Consider the following 20,963-nt stretch of genomic DNA (forward strand, 5'->3'; position numbering starts at 1 on the left):
GACCATAACGCCGCGGGTCTGTCAGGGCGGCTTTCTACGATGCGCAGCATGGATCTGCGTGAGGCGGCCGGGATGGCCCAGGAGCTGATGGCGGAGCACGGGCTGCGGGGGTGGTCGTTCCGCTTCGACCGCGCGCGGGTGCGCGCGGGGGCCTGCCACCACCACACCCGCACGATCACCCTCAGCCCGTGGATCACGGCCGCGCACGACCGGGGGCAGGTCCGCGAGACGGTGCTGCACGAGATCGCCCACGCCCTGGTGGGGCCCCGCCACGCCCACGACGCGGTCTGGCGGGCGCGGGCGCGGTCCATCGGCGCGAGCGGGGAGCGGTGCTACGCCGGGGGTGAGGCGCCCGTCGTGCCCGGCCGCTGGCAGGGCCGGTGCTCCGGCGGGCACGTGGTGCACCGGCACCGCAGGCCGACCAGGGTGCTGCTGTGCACCCGCTGCCCGGGGCGGGGGACCCTGTCGCGGGTGCTGCGGTGGACCCACGACGGCAGGGCCGTCGCCGAGGCCGAGCTGGGTCAGGGGGTGGTGCGGGTGCTCGCCGGGCTGCGCCGGCAGGAGCGGGCGTCGTGACCAAAGCGTGACCATTCCTCGGGGTGTGGCGCAGGTCACGATGTCCTAGGGTGCTGAACGAGGAGTGTGGCCGATGCGCCGACCCAGGACCTGTGGTCGGTGACGCCCGCTCCGTGACGGAAGGAGCCAATGGTGGCGAACTCACGGTGGCGGCGCCTCGCGCCGCCGGCGATGGCAGCGGCGGCGGCCCTGACCCTGAGCGGGTGCCTGCAGAACCCTGACGCCGGGAGCGGACAGGGCGGTTTCGGAGCGGACGCGCAGCCGGAGGAGGGTGACGGTGTCGTCACGATCCTCGGGGCGTTCGGCGGCGGGGAGGAGGAGCTGTTCCTCGAGTCCCTGGCCGACTTCGAGGCCGAGTCCGGCATCGACATCCAGTACACCTCCGACCAGGACTTCACCACGACCGTCCTGCTGCGCGTGAACTCCGGCGACGCCCCGGACATCGGGCTCTTCCCTCAGCCCGGTGGCGTGATGCAGCTCGCGGCCGAGGGTGACGTCGTGCCGATCGACCAGTACCTCGACTACGACGCCCTCAACTCCAGCCTGGTCCCCGGCTTCCTGGACTCGGCCCGCTACCAGGGCCGGGTCTACGCCGCCCCCATGCGCATGGCCGTGAAGTCGATCGTCTGGTACCCGAAGGCGGCCTATGAGGAGGGCGGCTGGAACACCGAGCCGGCCACCATGGACGAGCTGGCCCAGGTGGCCCAGCAGATCAAGGACGACACCGGAGCCACCCCGTGGTGCATCGGCTGGGAGTCGGCCCAGGCCACCGGCTGGGTCGGCACGGACTGGATCGAGGAGTTCATGCTCCGCCTGCACGGCCCGGACGTCTACGACGACTGGATCTACGGCCGGATGGCCTTCGACGACCCGCGGGTGGTCGAGGCGTTCGAGGCGTACGACGAGTTCGTCGACTCCGACCTGGTGCTGGGTGGCGACACCGGCATCCTGACCACCGGTTTCGACGAGGCCATGGCGCCCGCCTTCGACGAGGACCCCGCCTGCTACCTCATGCGCCAGGGTAACTTCGCCACCTCCTTCTTCCCCGCGGACGTGCAGGAGAACCTCGACGAGGAGATCGGCATCTTCGTCTTCCCGCCGATCGAGGGCGGCTACGAGGGTCAGCCCATCCTCGGTGGTGGCGACCTGGCGGCGGCCTTCTCCTACGACGACGACACGATCGCCGTGATGGAGTTCCTCACCTCCGACCAGTTCGGCGGGCCGTGGGCCGAGGGCGGTGGGTGGCTCTCGCCGCACTCCACCTTCGACACCAGCCTCTACGTGGACGACCTCACCCGGCAGATCGCCGACATGGCCTACAACGCCGACGTCTTCCGCTACGACGGCTCCGACGTCATGCCCAAGGAGGTCGGCTCCGACTCCTTCTGGAAGGGGATGGTCGAGTTCCAGGACGGTGCGAAGACCGCGGAGCAGGTGACGCAGGAGATGTGGGCGAGCTGGCCCGAGGACCTCAAGCAGACGGGTGACGAAGCAGCCGAGACCGAGGGTCGCTGACATGACTGCCTCCCACTCCACCCCACCCGTGGGGCAGGACGTCCCGCAGGACGACGAACGCGTCGAGGGCCAGGGGCCGCAGGCCACCGTCCCCAGCGACCAGGGCCTGCAGCCGGTCAAGCTGCTCGTCGGTGTCCTGGGCGTCGCCGTCACGCTGTGGCTGATGCTCAACCTGTTCCTGGCCTTCGCCTACTACCCGAACTGGTTCTTCGATTCCAAGATCCTCATGGGGGTCCTGGGGCTGGTGGTCGGCGTCGGTGGCGCGGCCATCCTGTTCTGGTTCATCAACCAGGCCGTCGAGGCGCTGCCCCGCAGGCTGGAGCACGGGCTCATCCCCTACGCCTTCCTGATCCCGGGCTTCTCCCTCATCGGGCTGATGCTGCTCTACCCGACCTTCCAGACGATCCACTACAGCTTCGCCAACCGGAGCAGCACCGAGTACCGCGACCCGCCCTGGGCCAACTACACCGAGCTCTTCGGCAGCTCGGCGTTCTGGTCGGCGGTCATCAACAACGTGCTCTGGATCGCGATCGTGCCGGCCATCACGGTGGCCCTCGGTGTGGTCGTGGCCGTCCTGGCGGACAAGCTGTCCGCCCAGAGCGAGAAGTGGGCCAAGAGCTTCATCTTCCTGCCGATGGCGATCAGCTTCGTGGCCGCCTCGGCGATCTGGCTGACCTCGGTCTACGCCTACCAGGCCCCGGGCCGGCCGCAGACGGGTGCGCTCAACGCGATCGTGCAGCAGTTCGGCGGGCAGCCGCAGAACTGGCTGGCGATCGAGACCGGGCGGCTCAACAGCATCCTGCTCATGGTCATCCTCATCTGGCTGCAGACCGGCTTCGCCATGGTGCTGCTGTCCTCGGCCATCAAGGGTGTCCCGGAGGACACCATCGAGGCGGCCCGGATCGACGGGGCGACCGAGATGCAGATCTTCTGGAAAGTGGTCCTGCCCCAGATCCGCGGGACCATCATCACGGTGTTCATCACCGTCCTCATCCTGGTGATGAAGGTCTTCGACATCGTCTACGTCCTCACCAACGGGCGCAACAACACCGATGTCATCGCGAACATGTTCTTCAACGAGCTGTTCGCGCGGGCCGAGGCCGGACGGGCCACCGCCCTGGTGGTCGTGCTCCTGGTCGCGGTCATCCCGATCCTCATCTACCAGGTCAAGCAGTTCCGCGAGCAGGAGGCCATGCGATGAGCGCCACGACGGCGGACGACCGCCCCACCACGGACGTCTCGCGCAAGCCGAGGACTGCCGGCCGGCTCAAGGACGGGCGGCAGCGCAGCCCCTTCTCGATGGTGGTCATGCTCCTGCTGGCCGTGCTCTGGAGCCTGCCCACCCTGGGTCTGCTCATCACCAGCTTCCGGACCCGCGACGCGGCCGCCACCTCCGGGTGGTGGGAGGCGTTCTGGAAGGGCGGCTGGACCACCAGCAACTACCGGCAGGTCTTCGAGCAGGCCGACCTGGGCAACGCCTTCCTCAACGGGATCATGGTCGCGGTGCCGGCCACGATCATCCCCATCATGTTCGCGGCGTTCGCGGCCTACGCCTTCACGTTCATGGACTTCCGGGGCAAGGACGTGCTCTTCATCACCATCGTCGCGGTGATGGTCGTGCCGATCCAGGTGGCCTTCCAGCCGCTGCTCAACCTGCTCGGCCCCAACGGCCTGGGCATCTCCGGGCAGTACCTCGCGGTGTGGTTGCTGCACACGGGCTTCGGTATGCCGCTGTGCATCTACGTCCTGCGTAACTACATGGCCTCGCTGCCCTTCAGCGTGGTCGAGTCGGCGCGCATCGACGGCTGCTCGAACTTCCAGATCTTCTGGAAGCTCATCGCCCCGATGGCCATGCCGGCCATCGCGGCGTTCGCGACCCTGCAGTTCCTGTGGGTGTGGAACGACCTGCTCATCGCCAAGCTGTTCCTGTCCAACGACAACACCACGGTGATCGTCAAGCTGCAGCAGCTGCTGGGCACGCAGGGTCAGGGCGCCGAGCTGCTCACCGCGGGCGCCTTCATCTCGATCATCCTGCCGATGATCGTCTTCTTCGTGCTCCAGAACTTCCTGGTGCGCGGGATGACCAGCGGCGCGGTCAAGGGCTGACCCGACCGCACGCTCGCTCGACCTGGACCGGCCCGGTCCGCACGCTCCCCGTGCGGACCGGGCCGGTCCGGCATACCGGGCGGGGCGCCCCCGTCCTCGGCAGGTGCGCTCCGACCTGCCGGGAGGCCGTGGTCTGTGGTGGGATGGGGTCGTGACCACCCCGTCCCGGCGGCGGCTCCCCTGGCCCGCCGCACTCCCCGACGCGGCACGGGGTCGCATCGAGGCGATCCTGGACGACCTGCCCGAGCACCGGCGCACCACCTTCGCGCTGCGTGTCGACCGGTGGTGGGCCGACCTCGTCGAGGGCCTCGAGCCCTACCCCGACCCGGCCGCCGTGGCGGCCAGGGTCCTGGAGCTGGCCGCGGCCGCATACCGGGACCGCGAGGACGAGCTGCACCTGCTGGACGAGCGGCGCTCGCTGATGCCCGACTGGTTCCAGCGGCCCGAGATGATCGGCTACGCCGCCTACGCGGACCGGCTGGCGCCCGACGGTGCGGGCCTGCAGGGAGTCACCCGGCGGGTGCCGCACCTGCGGGAGCTCGGCGTCGGCTACCTCCACCTCATGCCCCTGCTGCAGCCCCGGCCGGCACCGCACGACGGCGGGTATGCCGTGGCCGACTACCGGTCCGTGCACTCCGACCTCGGCACCATGGACGAGCTGCGCGAGCTCGCCCGGGCCCTGCGGGGGGAGGGGATCAGCCTGTGCCTTGACCTCGTGCTCAACCACGTGGCCCGGGAGCACGCGTGGGCGCAGGCCGCCCGGGCCGGCGACGAGCGCTACCGCCGCTACTTCCACGTCTACCCCGACCGGACCGAGCCCGACCGGTTCGAGCGCACGCTGCCGGAGGTCTTCCCCGACTTCGCGCCGGGCAACTTCACCTGGGACGACGAGCTGGACGGCTGGGTCTGGACGACCTTCAACAGCTACCAGTGGGACCTCGCCTGGGACAACCCCGACGTCTTCTGCGAGCTCGCGGACGTGGTGCTCTTCCTGGCCAACCAGGGCGTGGAGGTGCTGCGCCTGGACGCGATCGCCTTCCTGTGGAAGCGGATGGGCACCAGCTGCCAGAACCAGCCGGAGGTCCACCAGCTCACCCAGGCGCTGCGCGCCGTGTCGAAGATCGCCGCGCCGGCCGTGATCTTCAAGGCCGAGGCGATCGTCGGGCCGAACGAGGTCGTGGACTACCTGGGCCGTGGTCGGCACCGGGGCAAGGTGTCCGACCTCGCGTACCACAACAGCCTCATGGTGCAGGTGTGGTCGATGCTCGCGACCCGGGACAGCCGGCTGGCCACGCAGGCGCTGGGGCGATTCCCGCCGCCGCCGCCATCGTCCGCCTGGGTGACCTACCTGCGCTGCCACGACGACATCGGCTGGGCCATCGACGACGGCGACGCCCGGCGGGTGATGATCGACGGGCCGGCGCACCGGTCCTTCCTGTCGCGCTACTACTCCGGCGAGTTCGAGGGGTCACCCGCGCGCGGGCTGATCTTCCAGCACAACCCGGCGACCGGCGACGCCCGCATCTCCGGCTCCGCGGCCAGCCTGGCCGGTCTCGAGCGGGCGCTGGAGCAGCAGGAGGAGGCGGTGAACCTCGAGGAGCAGGAGGAGGCGGGCCGCGCGGTCGACGACGCGGTGGCCCGCCTGCTGCTGGGGTACGCCGTGGTCTTCGGCTTCGGCGGGGTCCCCGTGATCTGGTCCGGGGACGAGGTGGCCGCGCTCAACGACCGGGGCTGGGACGCCGTGCCGGAGCACGCCGAGGACAACCGCTGGGTGCACCGCCCGCGGCTGGAGGACAGCCGGGTCCGGGAGGCGGAGGAGGACCCGACGTCGCCGGTCGGACGCGTCCTCGCCGGGATGCGGCACCTGGCCCGGGTGCGCGCGTCGCTGCCGCACCTGCACGCGGGGGTCGACGCCGAGCTGGTGGCGGCGCCCGACCCCGGGATCTTCGCGGTGCTGCGGCGGCACGCGCTGGGCCCCATGCTCGGCCTCTACAACATCACCGAGACGCCCCGGGCGGTGCCGGGCTGGTGGATCCGCGAGCAGGGCATGCCTGCGGAGGCCACGGTCGACGCCCTCAACGGCTACCCGCCCAACCGCACCGACGACGGCTCCGTCTGGCTGTCGACCTACCAGCCGGTCTGGCTCGTCCAGCGCTGAGCCCGGTTGCGGTCGGGGCCGCCGTGGCCCACCGTCCTCCTCGCCGGGGTCCACGGTCCTGGACGCGACCGACCGGCGGCCGCGCACTCACGGATGCGCGACCACCGGTCGGGGTGACCGGCGCAGCGCGCCGGTCGGGTGACCGGGTCAGGGGGTCCCGGTCGTCCAGGGGGTGAGGGGCCGGGTCAGCGGCCGAAGAGCTTGGCGAAGAAGCCGCCCTCCGCAGGCTGAGAGCCCACCTCGGCGCTCTCGTGGCCGCTGCACCACTGGCCGGCGGGCACGCCGCGGCGGACCTGGTCGACGTGCTGGCCGCACCCGGCCCAGGTCGTCTTGCCGCAGGTGCGACAGGTGGTGGCTCGGCACATGATGGATCTCCTCCGCGTGGGGAACGTTTCGTCCAATATACCCAGGGGGGTATGCAGGGTGCAAGTTCGCGCGCTCCCGTGCGGCCGTCGCATCCGCTGTCCCCGCCGCGCCACCGCCTCCCCACCGTCCCCTCACGGCTCCCCACCGTCCCCTCACCGTATGGACAAGGAAGACCGACATGGACCAGGTCGAGAGCGTTGTCTATCCGCATCGTCGTGGTCCATGCGGCCGGGCTGCCGGCCCGGCTGGTCAGCCGCTGCGCCGTCGGACGAGGTCCATGGCGCGGACCTGGTCGAGAGCGGCGAGGTGGGGGAGAGGGTCGAGGCGCTGCCGCTCCACCACGTCGGTCAAGGTGGTGCGCACGACGGCCCGCAGCTCCTCGGGGTCCCACGGCTTGGCCAGGTAGTGGTCCAGGCCGCCGAGGTTGACCGCGCGGATCGTGTCCTGGTGGTCGGCCTGGCCGGTGACGAGCACGGTGGCCACGTGTGCCGTCTCCGGCCGGGAGGCCAGCTCGACGAGGAAGTCGACGCCGGACGTCCCCGGGAGCCGGTGATCGGCAAGGACCACGGCCAGCACGTCACCGTCCCTCGCGATCTCCTCCAGCACCTCCCGGGCGTCGGGCACGTCCTGGGCCGGCTCGACGCGGACCGTCGCGGCCAGCGGCTCCAGGTCGCGCTCCAGCGCCTCCCGGACGTCCGGCTCGTCCTCGAGCACCAGCACGGCGAGCTTCATCGGTCCTCCTGCGGGTCGGTGGGTTCCGCGCCGAGGAGAGGCCCGGGGTGGACCGGGAGCTCGACGCTGAAGACGGTGCGTCCGGGAACGGTGTCGAGCGACATCCGCCCGCCGTGACGGGCCACGATGCTGCTGGCGATCCCCAGCCCGAGGCCGAGGCCGTAGCGGACCACGCCGTGCTTGGTCGTGAAGCGCGGGGTGAAGATCTGCCCGCGCAGCTCATCCGGCACCCCCGGGCCGTCGTCCTCGACCCGGACGCGGACCGCCGTGGTCGGTCCGGGCTCCTGCGGTCCGGCTCCCCGCGCCGGCACGCGGGAGCCGCAAACGGTCCGAGCGCCCTCAACCGGCGCCGGAGCGGGCGAGCCGTCAACGGTCCGAGCGCCTTCGACCGGCGCCGGAGCGCGGGAGCCGTCAGGGGTCCGGACGCCCTCGACCCGCACCGTGACGTGGCCCTGCCGATGGTCGCCACCGCCCCCGCTCTCCCGGCGCCCCGGCTCGCTGCCCCCGCTCTCCCGGCTCCCCGGCTCGCCCTCCGCCGCCAGCGCGTCGGCGGCGTTGGAGAGCAGGTTGGTCCACACCTGGGTGAGCAGGCCGGGGCCGCTGGGCACGAGGGGCAGCCCGGGCTCGATCTCCACCTCGACCGTCAGCCCCCGCAGCCGGTGCTCGAGCAGACGGAGCGCGTCCTGCACCGTGGCGCCCACGTCGGTGGGCTCGGTCAGCCGGTCCTCCGGGGTCCCGGGCCGGGCGTGGGTGCGCAGCGTCGACACGAGGGTCGCGATGTGGTGCCCGGCGACCCGGACCCCGCGCAGGGTGCTGCCGATCGCGGCGGCGGCCTCGACGCGCGCCAGGGCCTGCGGGGGTCCCTGCAGCAGCCGCCGGGCCTCCGCGGGGGTGCGGACCCCGGCGGCGACGAGCCGGCGGACGGTGGCCGGGTCGCGGACCACCTCGGCCAGCCCTCGACGGAGCGCCCGCTCCTCGCGCGCCGGGAGGTGGTCCCGCTCCTCGGCGGTGACCAGGGCCTGCAGCTCGGGCGAGCGCTCGCCGTCCGGCCCGAGCAGCCGGCGCAGGTCCGCCGACAGGTGGTCCACCCCCCGGGTCACGGTCGCGGCGGGGTTGTTGAGCTCGTGGGCGATCCCGGCGGTGAGCTCACCCAGCGTGGCCAGCCGCGCCTGCTCCACCAGCCCGGCCCGCGCCGCCCGGAGCTCCTCGTTGGCCTCGCGCAGCTGGCTGCTGAGCAGGGCGTTCTGCAGGTGCAGCTCCTCCGAGCGACGCAGCCGTCGCGTGAGTGCGCGCACCGACAGGGCCATGAGCATCGTCCCGACCCGCGGGTCGAGCGTGAGCGCGCGGTCGAGCTGCTCCAGGGTGAGGGAGACGAGCTCGCAGTCCGTCGTGGTGCGGGCGGTGACGGCGCTGTCCTGCATCTCGGTCAGGGCCATCAGCCCGACGAGCGGCCCGGTCGAGGCGTGGTGCAGGACGACCTCACCCGCTCCGGACCGCACCGTCAGCGCCACCCGCCCCCGCAGGACGAGGAAGACCTGGGTGAGCCGCTCGTCGGGGCCGGCGATCCGGACCCCGGCCCGGACGTAGACGCGCGGCCGGGGTCCCAGGACCGACTCCAGCGCCTCGAGCAGCTCGGCCGCCGCGGTCCGCGGGTCGGTCCCCAGGTGTCGCAGGAGGGCGCTGTCACCGCGCTGCCCCGGGGCCGGCCGACCGAAGAGGTGGGCGGCGCGGTGGACCTGGGCCTCGGCATACCGGGCCAGGTTGCCGGCCGTCCACGGGGCGGCGACCACCCCGTCGACCCGGCCCGCGTCGACGCTCGCGGACATGTCCGAGAGCGAGGAGCGGGTGGTCACCAGGAGGAACCTGGCCCGGGCGAGCGCCGGCACCCGGTCCAACGCCCGCACCACCTCGTCGACGTCGACGGAGTTCGCCCCCGCGTCGTCCACGAGCACGACCAGCGGCACCCACGCGTCAGCAGGAGGCGACCAGGTGGCGAGCTCCGCAGCCGTGGGCACCCGGTGCACCGGGCCGCCGACCCCCGCGAGCTCCTCCGCGGCCAGCGCCGCCAGCTCCCCCCGCCCCACGACGACCGTGACGGTCACCCCGGGGCCCGGACCGTCGGACGACACGGTCACAACCCGACCAGCGCCCAGTAGCGGGGCAGCACGAGCGCGGTGAGGAACAGGCCGGTGAGCCCGACCACCATGCCCGCCACGGCCATCTGCGGGGTCGTGATGGTGCCGGTGGCGTAGGCGATGGCGTTCGGCGGGGTGGAGACGGGCAGGAACATGCCCAGCCCGCACGAGACCGCCACCACGAGGGCCACGACGGCCAGGTCCAGGCCGAGCGTGCCGGCGAGGGCCAGGGCGATGGGCACGAGCAGGTTGGCCGTCGCCGAGTTGGAGATCACCGCGCTCAGGGCCACCCCGACGCCCGCGAGCGCCAGGAGCAGCACCACGCCGGGCAGCTGCGACCAGTCCACCAGCGAGATCAGCCACGCGTCGAGACCGCTGGCCCCCACGCCGTGCCCCAGCGCGATGCCGCCCGCGACCAGCCACAGCACGGGCCACTGCAGCGCGCGCAGGTCGTCCCCGGTCATGACGGTGGTGGCCAGGAGCACGACCACCGGCAGGAAACCCACCGTGGTGGACGGTATGCCGTGCAGCGCCTCGGTCAGCCACAGCAGCACCGTGGCCCCGGCCGTGACGTAGAAGACGACGGCCGCCGGGCTCCGGGAGAAGCGCGCCTCCAGCTGCAGGTCCAGCGGGGTCCGGGCCGGCACGTAGCGCCAGCTGAGGAAGGCCCAGCCGAGCAGCAGCAGGAACAGGACCAGCGGCACCGTCGCCGCCATCCAGCCGACGAAGGAGATGCTCTCGCCCTGCGCGGCCAGGGCCCCCAGTGCGATCGCGTTGGGAGGTGAGCCCACCGGGGTGCCCATCCCGCCGACGTTGGCCGCGATCGGGATGGCGAGGGCGAAACCGGTGCGCGCGGCCACGCTCGGCAGGCCCGCGAGCACCGGCAGGAGGACGGCGAACATCGTCGCGGTCGTCGCCGTGTTGGACATGAACATCGACAGTGCCGCGGTCATGAGGATGAGCGCCAGCATCGCCCGGCGGGCGTCCCCGCGGAACGGGGTGAGGAACAACGCCGCCAGGTTCTTGTCCAGGGCGTACTTCGCGGCCCCGTCGGCGATGAGGAAACCGCCCAGGAAGAGGATGATCACCGGGTCGGCCAGCGCGGCCCAGAACTCCCGGGAGGTCGCCGGCGGCTCGCCCAGCGGCACGAGGGCCTGCTCGGTGAGCATGAGCACCTCGAGGAAGATGATGAGCACCGCGGTCGCCACCAGCGGGATCGCCTCGGTGACGAAGAGCACGATGGCCATGAGGAAGATGGCCAGCATCCGCTCCCCGGGCTCCTCCAGCCCCGGCACGTCCAGCACCAGCGGCAGCAGGAAGGCCAGCACGGCCACGAGCCCCCCGACCAGGCGGGTGCGCGAGCGGGCGGGCATGTGCCCAGGCTATCGCCGCCCCCATCGTGCTCCCGGCGGGCATAGAGTGCGCCTCATCACCTCGGTGGAAGGACGTGCTCGTGCGCAAGATCGGACTGCTCCCCCGCATCGGGATCGCCATCGTCCTGGGCATCGTCCTCGGGCTCGTCCTGCCGGACGCGGTGACGCGGGTCTTCGTCACCTTCAACGGGCTGTTCGGCAACTTCCTGGGGTTCATCATCCCGCTGCTCATCCTGGGCCTCATCACCCCGGCGATCTCCGAGCTGGGACGTGGCGCGGGCAAGTGGCTCGCGATCACGGCCGGGGTCGCCTACACCTCGACGGTGACGGCCGGCCTGCTCGCCTTCGCGGTGTCGATGGCCCTCTTCCCGCTCATGCTGGAGGAGGGGTCCTTCAGCGAGGTCGCCAACCCGGAGGAGGGGCTGCTCACCTCATACTTCACCGTCGAGATGCCCCCGGCCTTCGGCGTGATGACCGCCCTGATCCTGGCCTTCGTCATCGGCATCACGCTGACGATCATCGAGGGGGAGACCCTGGAGCGGGGCTTCGTGGAGTTCCGCGCCATCATCGAGAAGGTCATCGCGGGCGTCATCATCCCCCTGCTGCCGCTCTACATCTTCGGCATCTTCCTCAACATGACCGCCGCCGGGCAGGTGTGGGAGGTCATCACCACCTTCATCGGCGTCATCCTCGTCGTCTTCGCGCTGACGGTCGTGCTGCTGCTCCTGCAGTTCACCCTCGCGGGCCTGGTCGCCGGACGCAATCCCGTCCGGTCCCTGCTCACGATGCTGCCCGCCTACGCCACGGCGCTCGGCACGAGCTCCTCGGCCGCCACGATCCCCGTCACCCTGCGGCAGGCGATCGCGATGGGGGTGCGGCGGCCGGTCGCGTCCTTCGTCATCCCGCTGTGCGCGACCATCCACCTGGCCGGCTCGACCACGAAGATCGTCTCCTTCTCGCTGGCCGTCATGCTGCTCGCCGGGATCGAGATCAACGTCGCGGTCTTCGTCGGCTTCATCTTCATGCTCGGCATCACGATGGTCGCCGCGCCCGGGGTGCCCGGCGGCGCGATCGTCACCGCGGCCGGGCTGCTGTCCTCGATGCTCGGCTTCACCGAGCCGCAGGTGGGCCTGATGATCGCCACCTACATCGCCATCGACTCCTTCGGGACGGCGACCAACGTCACCGGTGACGGTGCGATCGCGCTGCTCATCGACAAGCTCGCCGGCAGCGAGCTCGACGACGCCGAGCTCGTCGAGGACGAGGAGGGTCGCCTGGTCCGGGTCGAGGTCGACGAGGAGGGGCACGTCGTGGAGGAGGAGATCACCGGTATGGCGCACCCGGGCGACCCGGACGGGTGGACGACCCCGAGGCCCTGAGCACGGCATACCCCTGCTGGCTAGGCTGTGCCCATGCAGCTCCTGGACCTCGTCGCCGCGCTCAACGCCGAGCTGGCGGACACCGTCTCGCACCCGAGCGGGCTGAGCGTCACCGGGGTGAGCCACCAGGCCGACTGGATCCGACCCGGCCAGGCGTTCGTCGCGATCCGCGGTGCCCGCTTCGACGGGCACGGCTTCATCGGGGACGCGATCGAGCGGGGCGCCGTCGCCGTCATCGGGGAGGGGCTGCCGGAGCACACGACGTGCAACGTGCCCTACCTGCTGGTCCCTGACGCCCGGGCGGCGCTCGCCGATGCCGCGACCGAGATCCTGGGTCGCCCCAGCGACGGCCTCACCGTGATCGGCGTGACCGGGACCGACGGCAAGACGACGACCTCCTGCCTGGCGCTGCACCTGCTGCGCGAGAGCGGGCACGCGACGGGCCTGCTGTCGACCATCGGCTACGAGCTGCCCGACGGGGTGCTGCGTCAACCCCCGACCCACTTCACCACCCCGGAGGCCCCCCAGGTCCAGCAGATCCTGCGCGACATGGTGGCCCACGAGGCCACGCACGCGGTCGTGGAGTCCTCCAGCCACGCGCTGGCGATGGACCGGGTGCGCGGCGTGGACTACGACGTGGCGGTGTGGACCAATCTCACCGGCGAGCACCTCGACTTCCACGGCACGATGGAGCAGTACTTCGCGGACAAGGCCAAGCTCGTCCGGCGCGCCCGCCACGCCGTGCTCAACGTCGACGACCAGCCGTGGGTCGAGCAGCTCCTGGCGATCGCGCGCGAGACGGGCGCGGCGGTGAGCACCTACTCCGCCGAGGGCTCGGACGCCGACTGGCGGGCCACCGACGTGCAGGAGGGCGCGGAGGCGATCACCTTCACCGTGCACACGCCGGAGGGCACCGCCGAGGCGCGGCTGCCGATGATCGGGCGCTTCAACGTGGCGAACGCCCTCGCGGCGATGGCCGGGGTGGCGGCGACCGGGGTCGCGCTGCCCGACCTCGTGGCGGCGCTCGGGACCTTCCGCGGGGTCGCCGGGCGGATGGAGATGGTGGAACGTCGCGAGGGGGAGCCCCGGGTCATCGTGGACTTCGCCCACACCGCGCCCAGCCTGGAGAAGGCCCTCGACACCGTGCGGGTCACGACGCAGGGTGAGCTGTGGGTCGTGATCGGCTCGGCCGGCGGCCCGCGCGACCCCTCCAAGCGCGCGCCCCTGGGCCGGGTCGCGACGACGAGGGCAGACCACGCCGTCTTCACCGAGGAGGACCACCGCACCACGCCGCTGCAGGACATCCTGGAGGAGATGGAGCGCGGTGCCCGCGAGGCCGGCCGCTCCAACTTCGTCTCCATCGGGGACCGCACCGAGGCCATCCGGTATGCCGTCCGCTCGGCCGCCCCGGCCGACACGGTCGTGCTGGCGGGCAAGGGCCCCGAGGCGACGATGGAGCGCGGCACCCAGCTCCTCCCCTGGGAGGAGATCGAGGAGGCGCGCCGCGCCCTCGCCGCACGTCGCGGGGAGGCCTGAGGGCGGCGCCGACCGTCCCGCTGCATGCTGGGCCCCACCGTTGCGGGGGCCGGCGGCCCACGTCGGTGCATGGACAGGAAACCTGCGCACGGACAAGGTTCTCGACCTGGTCCGTGCGGATCTTCCTTGTCTGTCCGGATGACCTCCGCCGGCACAGGGAAGGGCTGGAAGGGCGTCGGTAGGAGGGTGACGCCGACCTGCCCGGTCGTCGTTCGGCCGGGGCGGGCCTACGCCTCGCCGGCGTCGTCCCGCGCCACGGGGTCCACGGTGCCGGCGCGCGCGCCGTCACCCGGCCCCTCACCGTGAGCGGGACCGGCCTGCGTGATCTCCGGTCGGCGCAGGGCACGCCAGACGAGGAAGACGCCCAGGAGAACGAGCGGGATCGTGAGCCACTGGCCCATGGACAGCCCGGTCGCGTCCACCAGCCACGTCAGCTGGGCGTCCGGCTCGCGGAAGAACTCCACGACGAAGCGGCCGAGCCCCGTCCCGATCGCGAAGACGCCGGCCAGCAGACCGGGGCGCCACCGGGCGCGCGTGCGCCAGAACAGGTAGGTCACGACGACCAGGACCGTCAGGCCCTCGAGCCCGGCCTGGTAGAGCTGGCTCGGGTGCCGCGGCTCCGGTCCCGCGCCGGGGAAGACCATGGCCCACGGCACGTCCCCGGGCCGTCCCCACAGCTCGCCGTTGATGAAGTTGGCCAGCCGACCGAGCGTCATACCGATCGGCACCACGGTCGCGACGTAGTCGGTGACGCGCAGCACGTCGAGCTTCTCCCGCCAGGCCACCCACCCGACGGCGAGGAGGACGCCGATGAGGCCGCCGTGGAAGCTCATCCCGCCCTCCCACACCTTGAGCACGTCCAGCGAGGTCCACAGCTCGGGGTTGTAGAAGGTGGCGTACCCCAGCCGTCCGCCCGCGATGATGCCGATCGTCACCGCGAAGATGAGGGTGTCGACCTGGTCGCGGGTCAGAGGGCTCCCCGGGCGCTGCGACATCCGCGCGAGCAGCCAGTAGCCCAGGAGGATCCCGAACAGGTAGGCCAAGGCGTAGAACCGCAGCGTGAACGGACCGATCGAGATGCCCTCGACGAGCCCCAGGTCCTCCCAGCGCAGCACGTCGTCGCTCGCGCCGGACGCGCGCAGGGCGAGGTCGGTCAGGCCGGTCGCGCGCAGGGCGAGGTCGGTCAGGCCGGTCGCGCCCAGGTCGAGGTCGGTCAGGCCGGTCGCGCCCAGGGCGAGGTCGGTCAGGGGAGTGGTCAGGAGGGGCACGATGGGCACCACTCGAGTATAACCGCCCCGCCCCTACCCGACCGACCGCCTGGTGTGGTTGCCCTTGACCCCACCGGCCGCGCCGTGTGGTTGCCCTGGGTGTGACCGGCCGCGCCGTGTGGTTGCCCTGGGTCCGACCGGCCGCGCCGTGTGGTTGCACATCCACGCCGATCAGGCTCGCCCTGGCGCCGGTAAGGTCCCGAGTCAGTCCGCCGCCCGTGGCGTAGTGAAACCACATCGCGCGGTCGGTGGGCGTGAGGGCAACCAGACGAGGCGGTCGGTGGGGTCGGGGGCGACCAGACAAAGCGGCCGGTGGGGTCGGGAGCAACCAGACGAGGCGGCCGGTGGGGTCGGGGGCAACCAGACGAGGCGGCCGGTGGGGTCAGCCCTCGCCGAACGCGGCCAGCACCTCCGCGCGGGTCACGTCCTCCAGCGAGGCGTGGACCCACCGGGGCTGACGGTCCTTGTCGACGAGCTGGGCGCGAACGCCCTCGGCGAAGTCCGGGTGCACGGCGAGGTGGCTGCCCACCACCAGGTCCTGCTCGAGCACCTGCTCGACGGTGAGGCCCGCCGCCCGGCGCAGCGCCTCGAGCGTCACCGCGACCGAGTGCGGCGACCGGGCCGCGATGGCCTCGGCCGCCTCGGCGGCGGCGGGCTCCGTGCGGGACCGCAGGCGCGCGAGGATCGTGGGGGCGTCGTCCCCGGCGAAGCACGCGTCGATCCAGGCACGTTCATCCAGGAGCTCCGAGGGAGCCGAGAGGTCGTCGGCACCGGGGCTCCTGCTCCCCTCGGCTCTTCCTGCCGCCGCCCCGGCAGTCTCCTCCCACGCAGCCGCGGCCAGCCCCTCGGCCTCCATAGCCGGGTCCTCGCGCAGGGCGCGGAGGACCGCCGCCTTCGCCCCGGAGGGCACGACCGCGTCCGCCAGACCCAGCAGGACGGCGTCGGCGCCCGACAGTGACGCCCCGGTGAGCGCGGCATACGTGCCCAGCTCGCCGGGGGCCCGGGAGAGCAGATAGGTGCCGCCGACGTCGGGGAACAGCCCGATGATGGTCTCGGGCATCGCCAGCCGGGTGCGTTCGGTCACCAGCCGGACCGACCCGTGGGACGACAGCCCGACCCCGCCGCCCATGACGATCCCGTCCATCCAGGCCACGTAGGGCTTGGGGTAGGCCGCGACGAGGGCGTTGACCGCGTACTCCGTGCGCCAGAAGCCCGACGCCTCCTCCGGCCGACCGGCCAGCACCGACTCCCGGACGGCCCGCACGTCGCCCCCGGCGCACAGGCCACGGTCGCCGGCCCCGTCGATGACGACGGCCGCGACCGACACGTCCCCGGCCCAGGCGTGGAGGCGGTCATGCAGGGAGCCGATCATCGGTCCGTCGATCGCGTTGATCGCCCGCGGACGGTTCAGGCGCACGCGACCGAGGGGCCCGTCCACGGCATACAGGACCTCCTCGCCGTGGCCCGGCGCAGGTGCCCAGGACAGCTGATCCACGTCCTCGCTCATGGCACGACACTCTCTCAGGCGCACGTAGACTCTCCGCCCATGGGTAAGGCATCACGCAAGAAGCGGCAGAGCACGGCCGGTCAGCCGCAGACCCGGGCGGCCCGCGCGCCGTTCGTCGCCCGGCCGTTCGAGGGGCTCGCCGACGAGACCGACTGGGTGGCGATGCGGGAGATCCTCCCGGCCGCCACGGCGACGGTGACGGTGACCGTGCCGGAGGGCACCCAGGTCGCCGGGGTCGACGTGCCCGCCGGGGAGCGCGAGGTCACCCTCGTCACCGTGCTGCCGGCCGCGATGCCGGCCGTCCACCGCGACACCGGCGAGGTGCTGGTCGCCCTGCAGTCCCGCACCTCCAGCGGCGACGCCTCCCGCGACGTGGCCCAGTCGATCCTGACCGCCCTGGTCAGCGAGCCCGGCAGCTCCGTCAACTCCGTGCGCCCCGCGACCGCCGACACCCCCCGCCTGCAGGACCTGCTGGCCGAGGGGCAGCGGCTCGAGGTCGCGGTCCACCAGGACTTCGGCTTCTGGATCTCCGGGGACGCGACCCAGGAGCAGCAGGCCGCGCTGGAGCAGATGAACGACACGGCCGTGCCGATGGAGCGGGTCGAGGGCGCGCCGTCGGCGTACTGGTGCCACATGAGCGGCCGGTCCTACGTCCGCTGGATCCTGGGCGAGGACGAGGACACCGCGGTGGACGCGCTGGCCCGCCTCGCGGCGCAGGGCCAGCACACCTTCGGCGAGGGCACCGAGATGCTCGGCGCCTTCCGGGCGTGCGGCCTGGTCGTGCCCGTGATCGAGGTCCCCGTCGACACCGCGGCGGCTGACCACGCGCCTGCGCTGGCCGAGCTGCAGGCGCGCTACGAGAAGGCGCTGGCCTCCCAGGAGGAGCTGACCCCCGAGGAGCGCCGGGCCCGCAACGGTCTGGTCTCCCGCCAGGTCACCCTGCGCTGATCCCCTCCTCGTCGCCCGGCGGGTGTCCCCGGCCGCCCCTGAGGCAACCGGACGCGCGTTCCTGACGGTTTTCCACAGGTATGGCGTGGCCCACCTGTGGACATCTGTCACGAACGCGCGTCCGGTCTGTCAGGAACGCGCGTCCGGTCGGGGGTGGGGGGGGCGTGTCGGGGGGTGGCCCTACGATCGGCCTACGAGTCGGTGCGGACGCGGCGGCCGGTGCCGCCGTGGCGGAGGAGGTCGGGATGAGTGCGGAGCCGGGCCCGGTGGGCGAGCGGGACGGGCTGGACCCGATCGTGGTCGACGACGGCCCGCACGGGCGGGGGGCGCCTCCCGAGGTCGTCGCGGTGATCCCCGCCAAGGACGAGGAGGCCCGGATCGGGGCCACGATCGCCGCGCTGGAGCAGGTGGGGTCGATCGGGTGGGTGGTGGTCGTCGACGACGGGTCCACCGACCAGACCGCCGCCGTGGCGGAGTGGACCGGCGGGGTGGAGGTGGTCCGCCACGCCCGCAACCGGGGCAAGGCCGCCGCGATGACCTCCGGAGCGCGGCGGGCGGCCGAGCTGGCCCCCGGGGCGCCCGTGCTCTTCGTCGACGCCGACCTCGAGGGCTCGGCGGCGAACCTCGGGCCGCTCGTCGGCCCGGTCCTGTCCGGCGTGGCCGACATGACCATCGCGGTGCTGCCCGCGCAGCTGCGGCGCGGCGGCGGGATGGGTCTCGTGGTGCGCACCGCGCGGGAGGGGATCCGCCGGCTCACCGGGTGGCGGCCGACCCAGCCGCTGTCCGGGCAGCGCTGCCTGAGCCGGGCCGTGCTCGACGCCGCCCTGCCGCTGGCCCCGGGCTGGGGGGTCGAGGTCGGGCTCACGGTCGACGTGCTCCGCGCGGGGGGCCGGGTGCTCGAGGTGCCCTGCGAGCTGCACCACCGCGTCACCGGCCGCGACCTGGCCTCCCAGGTGCACCGTGCCCGCCAGCTGGCCGACGTCACCCGCGCGCTGGCGGACCGGTCGACGACGGCGGAACGGGCCCGGGCGACCGCCTCGGGGTATGCCGACCAGCTCAGGAGCCGTTCGCGGAGCTCCCTGGCGAGGGCGAGGGCGAGGGTGACGGCGGGGGTGCGGGCACGGCGCGACCGAGGACGCTCACGCCCGTCATGAGCAGCATCGTCAGGGTGAGCGCGACGGCGGCGATGCCGGAGTCGTTGAGCACCCAGGCGAGCGCCATGGCCACGAGCGATGCCAGGACGACGGCCGACATCCCGGGCACGGACCACAGGGGTGCCGACCACGCCGGGCGACGCAGGGCCACCACCGCGACCCCGACGAGGGCGATCACCGCCAGCCAGCTGAGGGGGTAGTCGACGAGGATCGAGAGACTCTGCGCCAGCTTGCGGGCCACGATGCCGGTCGCCTCCCCGTCGAGGACGGCCTGCACGAAGTCGCCCAGGTGGGTGCGCGCCGAGGGGCCGCGCAGCCAGTCGAGCACCATGGCGACGGCGCCGACGAGCCCGCCGAGAAGGATCACGCCGAGCAGCCGCAGCGCGGTCCAGCCCAGTCCCAGGGCGGTGAGGGTGAGCAGTCCGGTCGCCACCACCAGCGCGGGGACCCCGCCGAAGTCGGCGCCCGCCCCCGGGGCCGCGGTGATGAGCATGGCCCCCAGGCCCAGCGCCGCCACCGCCACGACGGCGGGCCGGCGCGGACTTACCCGGGCGAGCACGGCGGCCACGAGGACCAGGACCGCCCCGAGCAGCGCCCCGAACCCGACGTTCCCCTGCCCGTAGAACCGCCCCGCCGTCAGAGGCTGCAGCCCCAGCACGGACACCAGCCCCAGGCGTGCCGACCAGATCGCGTCCACGCCGAGCACCACCGCCGACAGCGCCGCCACGACGGTCGGGGGCCCGAGCACGTCACGCCGCCACGGACCGGCCCACGCCACGGCGGTCACCAGCGCCGCGCCGAGCAGCGTCACGGCCAGCCCTGCCACCCAGGGCTGACCCGCCCGCCACCACGGGACCAGCCCCGCCAGGAAGGCCGCGACCGGTGCTGCCAGCAGGGCGGTCCCCGCCAGGGCAACGCCCGGTATGCCGTGCCGCACCGCTCGTCGCCGCAGCAGCACGGCGGCGCCGAGCGCGGCGAGGTGGACGAGGACGAGCGTGCCGAGCAGGTAGGGGGCCTGCCACTTGGCCACCGTCACGGCCCGGGCGAGGTCCTGGACCCCCGCGACGTGGTCACCGGCCTCCGGGAGGACGGTGACCTGCTCCCCGGCGAGGGCGTCGGACGGGCCGGCCCCGCCCGGCTCCCGGTAGGCCCCGCCCAGGTCCCGCCCCGCCTCGTCCGGGGTCACGCCGGCCAGCGCCAGGAGGGTGGGGCTGAGGTCGGTCAGCTGGACCAGGCCGCGCTGCCGCGTCGTGCCCGAGCTCAGCCATCCGCCCGCCCCGTCCGGAACCTGCCCCGGGGAGAGGACGAGCACCTGGGCCTCGAGACGGAAGCCGGTCTGCCCCATCCCGGCCACCACGACGGCCGTGCCGTCGGGCACCTCCTCCAGCAGCGCGGTCAGGGCGGCGTCCACGGCCGGGAGCTGGTCCGAACGATCGCCCGGCAGCACCACCGGTCCGCTGACGAGGTGGATCCGGCAGGCCGACGAGCCGTCACCCAGCACCTCCTCGGGGGTGGCGGCCACGCTCCCGTCCGGTCGTGCCGCGCCGAGCGCCGCCTCGGCACCGTGGGCCGCGACGCACGTCCCCGCCGCCTCGGCCACCTCCGCGAGGGTGCCGAGCCGCGAGCCGAGGGCCCCGCCCTCGGCCTGCTCACGCCATACCCGCCAGGCCTCGTCCGCGACCCCCCGGTCGTCGACCAGGTCCGCCAGCGGCGTCTCCCGCCCCCCGGTCGCCGCGCACTCGTCGAGGTCGGTGCCCGCGCGCTCACCGGCACCCAGGGTCAGCCAGGCGTCGGCGGCGCACGTCATCTCCCGCAGCCCCCGCGGCACCAGCGCCGCCGCCCCGCCGTCCCGCGCCATCCGCGCCAGGGTCGGCGTCCGCTCCTCGTCCACGAGGTCCCAGGTGAGTCCGGGGACCCCGACGAGCACGACCTGGCGGTCCCCGTCGGCGACCTCGCCGGCCCCGGGGACCGGCGCCCCCGACATCGTCCCGGCCGACGGGGCGACCCCCGCCCACGCGGCGAGCCCCGCCAGGGCCCACGCGAGCAGGACGGCCAGGACCACCGCCCGGACCCAGCCGCCACCGCCACCGGCGTCGGCACCGGCACCGGGCACGCCACGGGGCGCGGCGCCAGGGCCGCCACCGGGTCGCTCGGCTACCTGCATACCCCACCTCCTGGTCGGCATCGTCGCACGTCACCCCGGGCGGGGA

The 20,963-nt window shown here is 73.2% G+C and carries 16 protein-coding genes; 9 read left to right on the plus strand and 7 right to left on the minus strand.

Annotation, left to right across the window (positions count from 1 at the left end):
• Positions 1-48 precede the first annotated feature (48 nt).
• The 5 genes from E3Z34_RS01055 (at position 49) to E3Z34_RS01075 (ending at position 6,355) form a co-directional block, all read left to right on the plus strand.
• Positions 49-576, plus strand: a complete 528-nt coding sequence (locus E3Z34_RS01055) for a SprT-like domain-containing protein (RefSeq protein ID WP_134772119.1) — start codon at positions 49-51, stop codon at positions 574-576.
• A gap of 129 nt (positions 577-705) precedes the next feature.
• Positions 706-2,091 carry an ABC transporter substrate-binding protein gene (locus E3Z34_RS01060; RefSeq protein WP_134772120.1) on the plus strand — a complete coding sequence of 462 codons (1,386 nt, stop codon included), beginning with the start codon at positions 706-708 and terminating at the stop codon, positions 2,089-2,091.
• Position 2,092: 1 nt separating this feature from the next.
• Positions 2,093-3,292: a carbohydrate ABC transporter permease gene (locus E3Z34_RS01065; RefSeq protein WP_134772121.1), complete on the plus strand. Its 1,200-nt coding sequence runs from the start codon at positions 2,093-2,095 to the stop codon at positions 3,290-3,292.
• Complete coding sequence (locus tag E3Z34_RS01070; protein ID WP_134772122.1) at positions 3,289-4,197, plus strand: carbohydrate ABC transporter permease; 909 nt, start codon at positions 3,289-3,291, stop codon at positions 4,195-4,197. Before E3Z34_RS01065 ends, E3Z34_RS01070 begins: the two co-directional genes overlap by 4 nt.
• Positions 4,198-4,348: 151 nt before the next feature.
• Positions 4,349-6,355: an alpha-amylase family protein gene (locus E3Z34_RS01075; RefSeq protein WP_238695281.1), complete on the plus strand. Its 2,007-nt coding sequence runs from the start codon at positions 4,349-4,351 to the stop codon at positions 6,353-6,355.
• A gap of 185 nt (positions 6,356-6,540) precedes the next feature.
• Here the strand turns inward: E3Z34_RS01075 and E3Z34_RS01080 are convergent, their stop codons facing one another.
• The 4 genes from E3Z34_RS01080 to E3Z34_RS01095 all read right to left on the minus strand — a co-directional run bounded on the left by E3Z34_RS01080 (position 6,541) and on the right by E3Z34_RS01095 (position 10,961).
• The gene (locus E3Z34_RS01080) at positions 6,541-6,720 is read right to left on the minus strand and encodes a hypothetical protein (RefSeq protein ID WP_134772123.1); all 180 of its coding nucleotides are present in this window, start codon (positions 6,718-6,720) and stop codon (positions 6,541-6,543) included.
• Between the two features lie 250 nt (positions 6,721-6,970).
• A complete protein-coding gene (locus tag E3Z34_RS01085) occupies positions 6,971-7,453 on the minus strand; it encodes a response regulator (RefSeq protein WP_134772124.1) in 483 nt (160 codons plus the stop codon).
• Positions 7,450-9,555, minus strand: coding sequence for an ATP-binding protein (locus E3Z34_RS01090; RefSeq protein ID WP_134772125.1), 2,106 nt, complete (start codon positions 9,553-9,555; stop codon positions 7,450-7,452). The genes E3Z34_RS01085 and E3Z34_RS01090 overlap by 4 nt, the downstream gene beginning before the upstream one ends.
• Positions 9,556-9,584: 29 nt before the next feature.
• A complete protein-coding gene (locus tag E3Z34_RS01095) occupies positions 9,585-10,961 on the minus strand; it encodes an SLC13 family permease (RefSeq protein ID WP_134772126.1) in 1,377 nt (458 codons plus the stop codon).
• A gap of 80 nt (positions 10,962-11,041) precedes the next feature.
• On the opposite strand from E3Z34_RS01095, the gene E3Z34_RS01100 reads away from it, so the two are divergent.
• Together E3Z34_RS01100 and E3Z34_RS01105 are read left to right on the plus strand one after the other, a co-directional pair.
• Complete coding sequence (locus tag E3Z34_RS01100; protein WP_238695282.1) at positions 11,042-12,340, plus strand: dicarboxylate/amino acid:cation symporter; 1,299 nt, start codon at positions 11,042-11,044, stop codon at positions 12,338-12,340.
• Positions 12,341-12,373: 33 nt separating this feature from the next.
• Positions 12,374-13,876, plus strand: a complete 1,503-nt coding sequence (locus E3Z34_RS01105) for a UDP-N-acetylmuramoyl-L-alanyl-D-glutamate--2,6-diaminopimelate ligase (RefSeq protein ID WP_134772128.1) — start codon at positions 12,374-12,376, stop codon at positions 13,874-13,876.
• Positions 13,877-14,103: 227 nt separating this feature from the next.
• Here the strand turns inward: E3Z34_RS01105 and lgt are convergent, their stop codons facing one another.
• A complete protein-coding gene (gene lgt / locus E3Z34_RS01110; protein ID WP_238695283.1) occupies positions 14,104-15,153 on the minus strand; it encodes a prolipoprotein diacylglyceryl transferase in 1,050 nt (349 codons plus the stop codon).
• 373 nt (positions 15,154-15,526) lie between these two features.
• Positions 15,527-16,651 (minus strand): enoyl-CoA hydratase/isomerase family protein, encoded by a 1,125-nt coding sequence (locus E3Z34_RS01115; RefSeq protein WP_134772129.1) that lies wholly within the window; start codon positions 16,649-16,651, stop codon positions 15,527-15,529.
• 39 nt (positions 16,652-16,690) lie between these two features.
• Between E3Z34_RS01115 and E3Z34_RS01120 the strand changes: the two genes are divergently transcribed.
• Complete coding sequence (locus tag E3Z34_RS01120; protein WP_134772130.1) at positions 16,691-17,599, plus strand: DUF5926 family protein; 909 nt, start codon at positions 16,691-16,693, stop codon at positions 17,597-17,599.
• 245 nt (positions 17,600-17,844) lie between these two features.
• Positions 17,845-18,753: a glycosyltransferase family 2 protein gene (locus E3Z34_RS01125; RefSeq protein ID WP_134772131.1), complete on the plus strand. Its 909-nt coding sequence runs from the start codon at positions 17,845-17,847 to the stop codon at positions 18,751-18,753.
• Here the strand turns inward: E3Z34_RS01125 and E3Z34_RS01130 are convergent.
• Positions 18,656-20,917 (minus strand): hypothetical protein, encoded by a 2,262-nt coding sequence (locus E3Z34_RS01130; RefSeq protein WP_134772132.1) that lies wholly within the window; start codon positions 20,915-20,917, stop codon positions 18,656-18,658. The genes E3Z34_RS01125 and E3Z34_RS01130 overlap by 98 nt on opposite strands.
• Positions 20,918-20,963 lie beyond the last annotated feature (46 nt).

Origin of the sequence: Ornithinimicrobium flavum (assembly GCF_004526345.1) — a bacterium.
GTDB classification, from domain to species: Bacteria; Actinomycetota; Actinomycetes; order Actinomycetales; family Dermatophilaceae; genus Ornithinicoccus; species Ornithinicoccus flavus.